Raw genomic sequence first — 12755 nt, 5'->3', positions numbered from 1 at the left:
TTTCTGAAATTAAAACTCAATACTAACTTCCAATTTTTCTGTCAGAAGTTTAGAAATTTTATCTTTCAAAGGTTCAATGTCGATATTTTGCATTGCGTCATTAGCAAAGGCAAATAACAATAAAGCCTGAGCTTCTTTTTTAGAAATCCCTCTCGCTCTTAGGTAAAATAAAGCATCTTCATTCAACTGACCAACAGTACAACCGTGAGAACATTTCACATCGTCGGCGAAAATTTCCAACTGAGGTTTTGTATCGATGGTGGCACCTTCGCTTAACAAAACATTGTTATTTTGCTGATAAGCATTTGTTTTCTGGGCAATTTTATCCACAAAAACTTTTCCGTTGAATACACCGTGAGATTTATCCTTAAAAATCCCTTTGTAGTTCTGATAACTTTCACAGTTCGGCTGATTGTGGTGAACCGCCGTGTGATGGTCTACCAACTGATCTTTCCCGATAATAGTGATTCCGTTCATGAAAGAATTGATATTCGATCCGTTTTGAATAAAATCTAAATTATTTCTTACCAGTTTTCCACCAAAAGAGAAGGTATTTACTGTTGTTAAGCTGTCTTTTTCCTGCTTTGCAAAAGTGCTGTCTACCAAATAAGAAGTATCGCTGTCATTCTGCAATTTATGCCAATCTGCTTTTGCATTCGGATAAGTGAAAATCTCAGTTACAGAGTTTGTAAAAACATACGTGCTGTCAAAATTATGATGACTTTCAATTATTTCCACCTTCGCACCTTCTTCTACAATCAATAAATTTCTTGTATTGTAAAAAGTGTTTTCTTCCTGATTCTGAGAAAGATAAAAAACGTGAATTGGTTTTTCAATGACAACATTTTTCGGTACTTTCAGGAAAAACCCGTATTTACAATATGCTTGATTTAAATTTGTAAAAGCTAAATCTTTCGCAGCAATGGTATTAAAATATTGATCGAAAACATCTTTATGATTCTCATCATTCAACGCATAATTGAATGATAAAAACTCTGCGTTTTCAATAGAAATTTTAGAAAGCTCTTTATGAAGCTGACCGTTTACAAAAACAATCCAGTCAAAATTTTCTTCACCAAAATGTAACTCATCAAGCTGTTCTTTGGTAATATTGTGACTTTCTTTCGGAAAAAAATTGTAATCTTTCTCGATGATTTCTTTGATGTTGGTATATTTATATTCTTCGTCTTTTTTGGTAGGAAAACCAAGTTTAACAAACTTTCCTAATGCTTCAACTCTCGTTTCATCTAAAAAACGGTGACGAAGAGTTCCAAGAAATTCGCTGTGATTGTTTAAAATTTGTTCTGATAACATATTTGAGATTTGAAGTTTGAGATTTGAAATTGTGAATGTGTACTTTTACAGGACTTTCACTTCTTTTAATTTATTGGCTTTACAGTCTGAAATTTCAGACAAATAATAAATCCTTAAAATCTGATTTTTAAAATCTCAAAACCTTCATTTTTAAGTTTTATAACTGTTTTACTATCTAATTTCAAAATTATTTATTGCTCTCACAATATCAAATTTCAAATACCAAATTTCAAATTAATTAAGTAGCCAGTCGTAACCTTTTGCTTCTAATTCTAATGCTAAAGATTTGTCGCCTGTTTTAATGATTTTTCCGTTCGCTAAAACGTGTACAAAATCAGGCTCAATATAATTTAGCAATCTTTGATAATGCGTAATCAAAAGAACTGCATTTCCTTCATTTTTAAACTGGTTTACACCATCTGCAACGATTCTCAAGGCATCGATATCCAAACCTGAATCGGTTTCGTCGAGAATTGCCAGTTTAGGATTCAGCATCATCATCTGGAAGATCTCGTTTCTCTTCTTCTCACCTCCCGAAAAACCTTCGTTCAATGATCTTGAAAGGAAATCTTTTTTAATTCCCAGTTTTTCAGATTTCTCACGAATCATTGCCAACATTTCCTTTGCAGGCATATCTTCCAATCCGTTTGCTTTTCTGTTTTCGTTCACAGCTGCTTTGATGAAGTTTGTTACAGAAACTCCAGGAATTTCTACCGGGTACTGAAAAGAAAGGAAAACCCCTTTATGAGCTCTCTCTTCAGGAGCATCTTCAATAATGTTTTCGCCTTGAAAAAGGATCTCTCCTTCAGTAACTTCGTAATCTTCTTTCCCTGCAATAACAGATGAAAGAGTTGATTTACCAGCACCGTTCGGACCCATAATAGCGTGAACTTCGCCTGGTTTGATTTCAAGATTGATACCTTTTAATATCTGTGCGCCATCTTCAATTCTGGCGTGTAGGTTTTTAATATTTAACATTCTATCGTTATAATTTATCGCAAGGTTAAACAAGTTTTATTTAATTGCGGATATTTTTAAGTTATACCAAGGCGTTTCACTTATTTTCGAAATACAAGTTAGTCAAGACCATTTGCAATTCTTTTCACACCATCTTTAAATAACTGAGAATTAAAATTCAATAACATTCCCAGTCTATAATTTCCCAATCTTAAATAGTTTTTCAATTGAGAAGCGTGAAAGCTGTTTAAACTTTCAACGGATTTAATTTCTAAGCCTACTTTGTTTTCAATAAGCAAGTCCATTTTAAAAGCTTTAGGTATCAGTAATTCATCGTAACTAATATCTAAAAACTTTTGTCTTTCTACTTTTAAACCAGATTTTTGAATTTCATAATGTAAGCATTCCTCATAAACACTCTCAAATAATCCAACTCCAATTTGTCTGTGAATTTTTAATCCGCTTTCAAATACAATCTTTGAAATTTCATTTTCTGTCATCTGTTTGTTTTTCGCAAAGATAAACAAGTCAAATTTCAAAAATGAAATTAAATCTGTATTACTTCTTTAAGCTTTAGCGGCTTTGTTTTACTTTAAAATGTCTTCAAACAATTTAAAAAAACTTTGTCTCGCTTTGCGTTTAAAGATTACCCTACAGAACCCTCTAAAGAAATTTCCAACAATTTCTGAGCTTCAATAGCAAATTCCATTGGCAATTTATTTAAAACTTCCTTGCTGAAACCGTTCACGATTAAAGCAATTGCTCTTTCTGTATCAATACCTCTCTGGTTACAGTAGAAAATCTGATCTTCGCCAATTTTAGAAGTTGTAGCTTCATGTTCTAATTGTGCAGTTGGATCTTTAATTTCAATGTAAGGGAAAGTATGGGCTCCGCACTCGTTACCCATCAATAATGAATCACATTGTGAGAAGTTTCTTGCTCCTTTTGCAGAAGGCATTACTTTTACCAATCCTCTGTATGAGTTTTGAGATTTTCCTGCAGAAATTCCTTTGGATATAATCGTTGATTTTGTATTCTTACCGATGTGAATCATCTTTGTACCGGTATCTGCATACTGATGATTGTTGGTTACAGCGATTGAGTAGAACTCACCGATTGAACCGTCACCTTTCAAAATACATGAAGGATATTTCCATGTAACAGCAGAACCAGTTTCCACCTGAGTCCATGAGATTTTTGCTTTGTACTCGCAAAGTCCTCTCTTAGTTACAAAGTTGAAAACACCACCTTTACCTTCTTCATTTCCAGGATACCAGTTTTGAACGGTAGAATATTTAATTTCAGCGTTATCCATTGCAATCAATTCTACAACGGCTGCGTGAAGCTGATTTTCGTCTCTTGACGGAGCGGTACAACCTTCCAGATAAGAAACGTAACTTCCTTCATCAGCAATCACAAGTGTTCTTTCAAACTGGCCTGTTCCCGCCTGATTGATTCTGAAATAGGTAGACAATTCCATCGGACATCTTACACCTTTTGGAATGTAGCAGAAACTTCCGTCAGAAAATACTGCGGAGTTCAATGCTGCATAAAAATTATCGCCTCTCGGAACTACTTTTCCAAGATATTTTTTTACCAAGTCCGGATGATGTTTGATCGCCTCGGAAATCGAACAGAAAATAATTCCTTTTTCTGCCAAAGTATGCTGAAAAGTTGTTTTTACAGAAATTGAGTCAATCACGATATCTACAGCGACATTTGAAAGTCTCTTCTGCTCTTCGATATTGATTCCTAACTTGGCAAAAGTTGCAAGCAACTCAGGGTCAACCTCATCTAAGCTTGCCAATTCCGGCTTAGCTTTTGGAGCGGCGTAGTATTTTATTGCCTGGAAATCCGGTTTTTCGTATTTAATGTTTGCCCATTCAGGTTCAACCATTTTCAACCAGATTCTGAAAGATTCCAAACGCCATTCTGTCATCCATTCCGGCTCTTCTTTTTTAGCAGAAATAGCACGAACGATGTCTTCATTTAAACCTGTAGGGAAATCTTCGTAATCGAGTATCGTTTCCCAGCCGAATTCGTACTTTTTATTTTCTAAATCGACTCTTAAGTCGTCTTCAGTATATTTACTCATAATTAGTATTCAAAATCCAAAACTTTGAATTTCTGAATTAATTTTAACTGTATTAAATGTAGAAACTTTAATTATTATAAAGTCTCCTGCCTTTTTTTAAAAGCTATTGCTTTTTTTAAAACCAAATCTTTCGGTCTGATTTATATACAATTGAGCGTCATCTCAATTTTGAATTTTAAACCTCAATATTAATTAAAGAGAAAAACTCTCTCCACAACCACAGGTTCTGGATGCATTAGGATTATTAAAAATAAATCCTTTCCCGTTCAAACCTCCGGAGTATTCTAAAACAGTGCCTGCCAGATAAAGTATTGCTTTTTTCTCAACAACGATTTTTATCCCGTTATCTTCAAAAATCTGATCAGTTTCGTTTTTTATATTATCAAAACCAAGTACATACTCTAATCCTGAACATCCACCACTTTTTACTCCAACTCTTATATAATCTTCAGTAGGATTGAAGCCGTCTTCTGTCATCAGTTGAACAGCTTTCACCTTTGCCTGATCGCTTACTTTTATCATTGTTTCTATTTAGAATGAATTTAGTCTGCAAATTTACGACTAATAATCAGTAAATAAAAATCGGTGTTTTTATTTTTAACTATTTTTATCATTGATAAGTTTAACTTTGTCAAGAGATTAATATCCAACCTTAAAATTAAACAGAATGAAAAAATTTTTCTTCTTAACGGCGTGTTTTACGGCATTAAGCATAAATGCACAGGTAAACCGCTTTGTATATCAGGTAACCATGAAACCTGATGCTGAAAACAAAAGTGATGTAAAAACAGAAAGCGCGTATCTGGACATCTCTGCTGAGAAATCCCAGTTTTACTCAGAAAACCGTATCAAAAGAGATTCTGTTATGCAGGCAATGTTCCAAAGTGGGGGTGCTAGAAATTTCAACAGAGAACAGATGGAAAGCCTCAGATCAAACATTGATTACACCATAGAGAAAGACAAAAAATCTCAAAAAACAACTTTTAAAAACAGAATCGGGCGAGATATCTATTCTTACGAAGAAGACCGACCTCTCAACTGGAAAATGCTCTCTGAAACTACTAAAATTGGAGATTATAAAGTACAAAAAGCCGAAACTGACTTTGCCGGTAGAAAATGGACAGCTTGGTTCACAACAGATTTGCCATATCAGGACGGGCCATATAAATTCTCTGGACTTCCAGGTTTGGTAGTAAAAGCAGAAGATGATAAAGGAGAATACTCTTTTGATTTAATGAAAAACTACAAAATTGCAGATTTCCCAGCCATGAATCAGTTTGGAAATACAATGAAAGTAAAACGTACTGATTATGCAAAGCAGCAGGAAAAATTCAGAAAAGATCCTGAAGCATTTATGAGTGCACAAAACACTGGTGGCGGCGGTGGAATGGGCAATGTACGAATTGGCGCTCCACAAAGCAGGGGCGGTGGTGGAAATCAAAATTCTGCCGAAATGAGAAAAAGAAGAGAAGAGAGAATGAAAGAGGAAATAAAACGCAACAGCAATCCGATAGAATTAAATTAATATACAAACCGAAGTTTTTACAAGCTTCGGTTTTTTGTTTTTGCTGAATTTTTAAGCTTTAAATTAAGCATATTCAACCCATTTTTGTTTATATTTACATAAATAACCACTTGTGAAGTATTTTATTTTCTTTTTTATAAACCTTTCGGCTACGCTTTTTTCTCAGCAGACAGAAGATTTCCGCTCTGTGAAAACCTATTACAATCAACATAGAAGCATGCTGAATCAAGAGTTTAAAAAGAAATTTGATAAAGAACAAAACACTTTCGTGAAAGTAGGAATCAAAAATGATTTCCAGCTATTTATGAGAAAAATGGACAGTATTGAAAATATAGCTTTGGTTGGAGCTTTGCTGAAGACTAAAAATCTGGAAGATCTTGGACGCTTCAAATCAGTAAAATCAGATATTCAAAACAATCAGGAAATTGCACAGAAAATGGATAAAAATGCAGATTATCCTGGCGGTATCAATGCTTTGAGACAGGAGGTAGCCAATCTTTTTTACTCAGACGGAGTGTATACTGATGTAAAAGATCTGAAAACACAGGTAGCTTTTATCGTAGAAAAAGACGGCAGCATCTCGCATGTAAAGGCAGAAGGCGAGAATTTCACTTTCAACAGACAGGCTGAGATTGCTTTGTACTCGGTTGTAGAGAAGTTTTCTCCGGCTTACATCAATGGAAATTCTGTACGGTCCCGCTTTAGACTTCCTTTAAGTTTAAAATTTGATTAAAATATCACTCACAGTTCCCTTAAAGTGTTAGTTTTGTACTAAGCTTTTATTTTTATGTTTACCGACGAATATTTTATGAAAATGGCTTTTCAGGAAGCCGAAATGGCTTTTGAGAAAGACGAAGTTCCGATTGGCAGCGTTGTAGTTTGCAATGACAGAGTAATTGCGAGAGCTCATAATCTAACTGAAACTTTAAACGATGTTACCGCCCACGCAGAAATGCAGGCCATCACCTCAGCCGCCAATTTTTTAGGTGGAAAGTACCTCATTAACTGCACTTTATACGTTACATTAGAACCCTGTGTCATGTGTGCAGGAGCATTGAGCTGGTCACAAATCTCAAAAGTGGTTATCGGTGCCAGAGACGAGCAGCGCGGATTCATCAACAAAAACCTCAGTCTTCATCCCAAAACAGAGATCGTCTCCGGAATTATGGAAAACGAATGCTCAGCGATTGTAAAAGAGTTTTTTAAATCGAAAAGATAAACTAGGTTAAGGTTGAGGCTCAGGTTTAGAAGAAAATCATCGCAACCTTAACCTTAACCTTAACCTTAACCTTAACCTTAACCTTAACCTTAACCTCAACCTCAACCTAAGCTAAATATCTTTCCCCAAAAAATACAATCCCTTCAAAGTGTGAAGCCGATCTGCCAAATGTATTTTGTCCGTCAATGGTTTGTAAACATGGGAAACGCCACCGGTGGCGATAACGAAACAGTCGTCGTTGACTTCATCATTAATGCGGTCTATAAAACCTTCCACCATTCCTAAAAAACCGTACACCATTCCGCTTTGCATGCAGGAAACGGTATCTAATCCTAACACAGATTTCGGCTTTACCAGTTCTATTTCCGGAAGCTGAGCGGTCTGACTGATCAGTGAATTCAAAGCTGTCACAATGCCCGGAGCAATGATAACGCCCAGACATTCGCCATTTTCAGCGACGCAGCTTGCAGTAAGGGCAGTTCCAAAATCGAGAACGATTTTTTTTCTGTCCGGATACATATTGTGAGCTGCCACAAGGTTAGCATAAATATCAGTTCCCATTTGTTTTGACTTCGCAACAACCGCTGAAGGTGTATTTCGGTCTACCATGATGGGCATGATTCCATGGATTTTTCTTATTGCTGAGCTTATTTCCCTCGTCAGCTGTGGGACTACAGAACCAATGATGATTTTTCCGATTTTTTCAGGATCAACTTTATAGGTTTGATAAAGAATCAGCATCTGGCCGTGAAGCTCGTCGGCTGTACGGTAAGGTTTTGTATTGATGACCCAGGAAATTTCGCAGTTGTCACCGTTAAAAAGTCCGAATCTGATATTGCTGTTGCCAACGTTGATTACGATTGAATTCATTGAAGATCTTTTCGGGGGTAAATTTAACAATTAAAATAAATAGAGCGGTTTAATAATTGGAAAATGGTTTATATTTATATTTTTTGAAACACATTACAATTCAATTATGAGAAAACTTTTAATCCTCATCCTCATCAGTCAGTTTACAATACTGTTTTCGCAAAAAAACATCAAAATGTACAACGAAAGAAAAGGCGACTCTCTCACTTTCTACGTTGACAACAATGAAATCTATCCTGTATCATTGGTATTTAACGGTCAGCCGGAGGTAGAAAACCTGAGAAAACCCGATGTATTTAAAACCACTCAGGTTATTCCCGGGAAAACCAGCAGATACCGCGTTACCTATTTTGTAGTAAATGATAAAAAGAAAGGCTGGAATCTGAAAAAAATGCCCGGTTACCAGTCTTACATCGGAGACATTACCATAAAGCAATACGACAAAAACTACCAATATGATCTGCCTTTCGGGAAAGGAAAAGCGTTTTGGATTCATCAGGGATATAACGGCACATTTTCGCATCAGAATGAAAATTCATTAGACTTTATCATGCCCGAAGGCACCGAAATTTTAGCGGCCAGAGACGGCCTGGTGATTGATATTGTACAACATAATGACAAAAGCTGTCCTACAAAAAACTGTGCTGCCTTTGGAAATTATGTATCTGTTTTACATCCTGACGGTACTATTGCGCAGTATTTTCATTTAATGCAAAACGGAGCCAAAGTGAAAGTAGGTGATACTGTTACCAAAAGCCAACCTATCGCCCATAGCGGTAATACCGGCTGGAGCAGCGGGCCACATCTTCATTTCGTCACATATCTCCCGAGTTCCACAGGCGAGAAGCAGAGAATTACGGTGAAAACTCTTTTTAAAACCGGACATGGTGATAAGGTGGAATATCTGGAAGAGAAGAAGTCTTATGCGAGAGGGTATTAGATTTTAGATTAAAAGAGAAAACAGTTAATATAATTCAATTACTAACTGCAATACCACCTTTTAATAAGCATTACTTATGATATAACTTTTCAAGCATTAGATAATTACCTTTCACGAAATGCCCGAGATACATTAATGACATTTCAAAATCAACCGAGCTTACATCATCTAAAACCATTTTTTCTTTATCACTTAAAAGACCAAAAAGAAATCTTACTTTTTTAGGTCTTTTATACCAAAGAGAAAATTCGAGTTCTTTATTTTTACTGAATTCTGCCGTTAACCCAAAACTTCTTTTATTGGATAAACAAATAAAGTCCAATGATGGATTGTAATAAACAGAATTTTCTTTTAAGCTGTCTAATAACATTAATTGATCTTCCCATGGATAATTTTTGGCAATACTCATAACTTCATTTGCAGAAATTATTTCATTTCTGTGCTCAATTTCCTTTTGATTGGGATAACAGATAGAATACTTATAATTCATCATAACTTATTCTGGTTAGTTCAATTTTCAAATATACCGTTAAAGACTAACCTATTAATTATAACAGAGTCTAATCTTCAAAATAAAATAACACTTGAAAGTATTAGGCTTTTATTAAATACTACTTCTTTACAGGGAATACAATAAGTTGGCAAATTTCTTTTCTTTAATTTTTGCCGCAATTTAAAATTATCACCCCCTATCGTTACTTTCCGAAAAATCAAATTATTTTTTATATTTGTTTTGAAAACAAACACAGATATGAAAATTACCCTACAAAATTCCGCAAAGATGCAGGCTATTTTAGGTTTAAAACCTTCCTCATCACCAGAATGTTTATCCTTTCTAAAGGTTTTAGTTTTTTATTTAATTCAAATCAGTTTTAATTCAAAGGTAAAAGTTGCGAGAAAACCCGTGGCATCTCTGCAATGACAAAATTACTTAGTGAGAAAGTGCAGCACACGCGTGCAACAAGCTTTCTCATGATAAGAAAAGGCATTACACGTGTGCTTTAGACTTTCTCACCCTGATAACACCTCATTACAGATGTGCCGGAAACTTTCTCAAGAACACATTAAAAAACATTTAAATATGAATTCAATCCATTTACCAAAACTTCGAAACGCAGAGTATCTGCAGTTTATGAAAGATTATGCAGCGATCATCCATCTAAACAATCCTGCAACTTTACAGATCGACGAAAAACTTTCCGCTTTTGAAACCAGGAGCAGGGAATTGGAAGATTTATTTAAGAAAGCCCTCGCCAGCGACAAAACGAAAACCGTTCTTGAGCTGGATGAAAGACGGGACAATGCCATTAATGGAATAAAAGGATTTGTAGAAAGTCACATCTACCACTTTGAATTTGAAACCAGAAAAAACGCCCGGCTTCTGCAGGATAATCTTACCATCTATGGCAGTGGAATCGCCCGAATGAATTATCAGTCTGAGACCACAACCATCAATAATATTTACAGAGACTGGACCTCTAAACCTGATCTGATTGATGCCGTAACTTACCTTAATCTCGAATCATGGCTTAATGAGATGAATGATGCGAATACTCAGTTTAATGATCAGTTTCTTGCCCGAACGCAGGAATATGGAAACGCCAATCCTGAAACCATAAAGTCGAAGAGGGAGGAAACAAATGCAGCATATTACGTTTTACGCGACCGTATTGATGCACTGCACACCCTGGCAGAAAGTCCGCAATCGCCTTACAGTGCAGTAATCAATCAGCTGAATGCATTGATCGATCAGTACAATGTTTTGTTAACGAAAAGAGAAAAAGGTTACCACCTGAAGAGGCGAAGTAATTTTTTGATTTTAAAACAAATCCCCGAAGAGGTGATCTTCGGGGATTTGTTTGATATCGCCCTTTCAGGGATTTTCAATTTAATTCTAATTCAAAATTATCTTAAATCAATAAAATTATCCGTCGGATTTACATCCGCCATTCTTTGGCTCAAATCAATTCCCAACATAGATATTTGAGATTTTGAGTAAGGAATGGTAAGTGTGTATTCTTTCTGCGTCCATGGCCAGTATTTTTCTGTTTTGAAATCACCGTAGCCGTCCTCCTGTTTCCAGCTGCGGGTCATGTTCATCGGGATCTGGTAGGTCACGATTTTATTGTCTTTCGTCATTATGCTGAAATCAACAGGCATCGGGATCTGGCTGTTGTTAACTAAAGTTATCGTTGTAGATTTTGAATCGTATTTCACGTCTTTAATTCCGTAGTCGATAGTTTTGGTTGTATTGATCCAGTAATGATGAAACCATTTCAGATCCATCCCCGAAACTTTCTGTGCAATGTGGAGGAAATCTCTGTCGGTAGGATGTTTCATTGTCCACTGATCAAAATATTGCTTCATTATTTTTTCTAAATTCTGCTCACCTACGATGTAGCCCAACTGAACCAGATACAATTCACCTTTGACATAACTTGCAAAACTATACGCCGTACCGTTGTCATGGTGATCGCCCAACCAAACTGCAGGCTCTTCGATTCCTCTTTTTACAATATTTCTGTAGGCATCAATTTTCTCCACAAATGGGTTTGGCCGCTCGTCTTTTGGAGGAAACAGCTGGTGCATCACGATGCTTTCGGCATAGCTGGTGAAACCTTCATCCATCCACGGTCTCAAAGGTTCGTTGGTGGCGAGCATCTGCTGGTACCAGGAGTGCGAACCTTCGTGAACCATCAGTCCCATTAAATCTTCAACACTTCCTGCTTCACCTAAAATCATAGTACACATCCCATATTCCATTCCGCCATCGCCACCCTGGATGAAAGCGTAAGAAGGCCATGCATACTTTCCAAAACGGGAATTCATAATCTGGAAATATTTCGTCACATAAGGCTTTGCCTCGCTCCAGACTTTGGTTTTATCGTTTTTCTGATATACGAAAAACACTTTCGGACCCTGAGGAACATCGAAACTTTCGACAGAATAATCTTTGTCTGCCGCCCAGGCGAAGTCGAGCATATTTTTAGCTGACCATTTCCATGTAGCTTTGTTTTTATCGGCTTTTATAGTGGCTGAAGCATCGTAACCTTTTACTTCTGTAGGATTTAAAAGTGTTCCACCCGCTCCAACAACGTAGTCTTTGTTGATTTTAATGGTCACATCAAAATCTGAAAACGGAGCATGAAATTCTCTTCCCACGTAATCGAAAGTTGCCCAACCATCGTAATCGTATTCAGCGATTTTTGGATACCATTGAGACATCGTCATATCAATACCTTCACGGTTGTTTCTTCCTGCTCTTCTGATCTGTTGAGGGATTACAGCGTCCCACTCCATGGTAAAAGTGGTTTTGGAATTGGGTTTTAAAGGTTCATTTAAATACACCTTCATCACCGTTTCCTGAATTTCAAACTTTAGGTTTTTGCCGTTTTGTTTGATCCAGTGAATATTCTGTGCACCTTCCTGATCTTTCGGAATTGAAGCCAGTCTTGAAACGCCGTCTTTCTGTAATCTTGAATCACCGTTTTTTCCCTGTCCGGCCACTCGCTGATCCATCATTGAATTAGGTTTAAAAGCATTCCAGTACAAATGGAAATACACGACATTGAGCTCGTCGGGAGAGTTGTTGGAGTAATTTAAAGTCTGATTTCCTTCGTAGGTAAATTTTTCTGCATTGACATCAATATCCATTTTGTATTGGGCAGCCTGCTGATAATAAGCTTTCTGCTGCGCATGAAATTGTGAAATGATCAAAGCAAAGAGTATTGCAAACGATTTTTTCATTGAAGATTTTATTTTTTTTAAAGGTAAGTAAATTTTTAGTTTCGCACGGATTACACAGATTTTCACAGATGAGTACGGACTTTTTAAA

At 36.3% G+C, this 12755-nt stretch carries 13 protein-coding genes; 5 read left to right on the top strand and 8 right to left on the bottom strand.

Features of this window, described 5'->3' with window-relative positions; translation table 11 throughout:
- Nucleotides 1-9: 9 nt before the first annotated feature.
- The 5 genes from sufD to AC2A1G_RS08320 all read right to left on the bottom strand — a co-directional run bounded on the left by sufD (nt 10) and on the right by AC2A1G_RS08320 (nt 4888).
- On the bottom strand, nt 10-1314 hold the full coding sequence (sufD, locus tag AC2A1G_RS08340) for a Fe-S cluster assembly protein SufD (RefSeq protein WP_484046456.1): 1305 nt from the start codon (nt 1312-1314) through the stop codon (nt 10-12).
- 234 nt (nt 1315-1548) lie between these two features.
- Entirely contained in the window at nt 1549-2292 is a 744-nt protein-coding gene (sufC, locus tag AC2A1G_RS08335) for a Fe-S cluster assembly ATPase SufC (protein ID WP_484046455.1), read from the bottom strand.
- Between the two features lie 98 nt (nt 2293-2390).
- Complete coding sequence (locus AC2A1G_RS08330) at nt 2391-2771, bottom strand: GxxExxY protein (RefSeq protein WP_484046454.1); 381 nt, start codon at nt 2769-2771, stop codon at nt 2391-2393.
- Between the two features lie 146 nt (nt 2772-2917).
- On the bottom strand, nt 2918-4366 hold the full coding sequence (gene sufB, locus AC2A1G_RS08325) for a Fe-S cluster assembly protein SufB (RefSeq protein ID WP_484046453.1): 1449 nt from the start codon (nt 4364-4366) through the stop codon (nt 2918-2920).
- 192 nt (nt 4367-4558) lie between these two features.
- Nucleotides 4559-4888: a HesB/IscA family protein gene (locus AC2A1G_RS08320; RefSeq protein ID WP_484046452.1), complete on the bottom strand. Its 330-nt coding sequence runs from the start codon at nt 4886-4888 to the stop codon at nt 4559-4561.
- A 145-nt stretch (nt 4889-5033) separates the two neighbouring features.
- On the opposite strand from AC2A1G_RS08320, the gene AC2A1G_RS08315 reads away from it, so the two are divergent.
- From AC2A1G_RS08315 to AC2A1G_RS08305, 3 genes are all read left to right on the top strand, one after another.
- Complete coding sequence (locus AC2A1G_RS08315) at nt 5034-5891, top strand: GLPGLI family protein (protein WP_484046451.1); 858 nt, start codon at nt 5034-5036, stop codon at nt 5889-5891.
- Nucleotides 5892-6003: 112 nt separating this feature from the next.
- A complete protein-coding gene (locus AC2A1G_RS08310; protein WP_484046450.1) occupies nt 6004-6624 on the top strand; it encodes a hypothetical protein in 621 nt (206 codons plus the stop codon).
- Nucleotides 6625-6678: 54 nt separating this feature from the next.
- Nucleotides 6679-7110 carry a nucleoside deaminase gene (locus AC2A1G_RS08305; protein ID WP_484046449.1) on the top strand — a complete coding sequence of 144 codons (432 nt, stop codon included), beginning with the start codon at nt 6679-6681 and terminating at the stop codon, nt 7108-7110.
- Nucleotides 7111-7221: 111 nt separating this feature from the next.
- On the opposite strand, the gene AC2A1G_RS08300 is transcribed toward AC2A1G_RS08305, so the two are convergent.
- On the bottom strand, nt 7222-7980 hold the full coding sequence (locus tag AC2A1G_RS08300) for a type III pantothenate kinase (RefSeq protein ID WP_262150441.1): 759 nt from the start codon (nt 7978-7980) through the stop codon (nt 7222-7224).
- A 106-nt stretch (nt 7981-8086) separates the two neighbouring features.
- Between AC2A1G_RS08300 and AC2A1G_RS08295 the strand changes: the two genes are divergently transcribed.
- Nucleotides 8087-8920: a M23 family metallopeptidase gene (locus AC2A1G_RS08295; protein ID WP_484046448.1), complete on the top strand. Its 834-nt coding sequence runs from the start codon at nt 8087-8089 to the stop codon at nt 8918-8920.
- Between the two features lie 70 nt (nt 8921-8990).
- Here AC2A1G_RS08295 and AC2A1G_RS08290 read toward each other — a convergent pair whose 3' ends face one another.
- Nucleotides 8991-9413, bottom strand: a complete 423-nt coding sequence (locus tag AC2A1G_RS08290; RefSeq protein ID WP_484046447.1) for a hypothetical protein — start codon at nt 9411-9413, stop codon at nt 8991-8993.
- 588 nt (nt 9414-10001) lie between these two features.
- Between AC2A1G_RS08290 and AC2A1G_RS08285 the strand changes: the two genes are divergently transcribed.
- Nucleotides 10002-10907 carry a DUF6261 family protein gene (locus AC2A1G_RS08285; protein ID WP_484046446.1) on the top strand — a complete coding sequence of 302 codons (906 nt, stop codon included), beginning with the start codon at nt 10002-10004 and terminating at the stop codon, nt 10905-10907.
- Here AC2A1G_RS08285 and AC2A1G_RS08280 read toward each other — a convergent pair.
- Entirely contained in the window at nt 10826-12667 is a 1842-nt protein-coding gene (locus tag AC2A1G_RS08280) for a M1 family metallopeptidase (protein ID WP_484046445.1), read from the bottom strand. The genes AC2A1G_RS08285 and AC2A1G_RS08280 overlap by 82 nt on opposite strands.
- Between the last annotated feature and the right edge of the window lie 88 nt (nt 12668-12755).

Source organism: Chryseobacterium sp. HNCC26DJ240, assembly GCF_057180485.1.
This window is presented reverse-complemented; position numbering and strand designations above follow the sequence as displayed.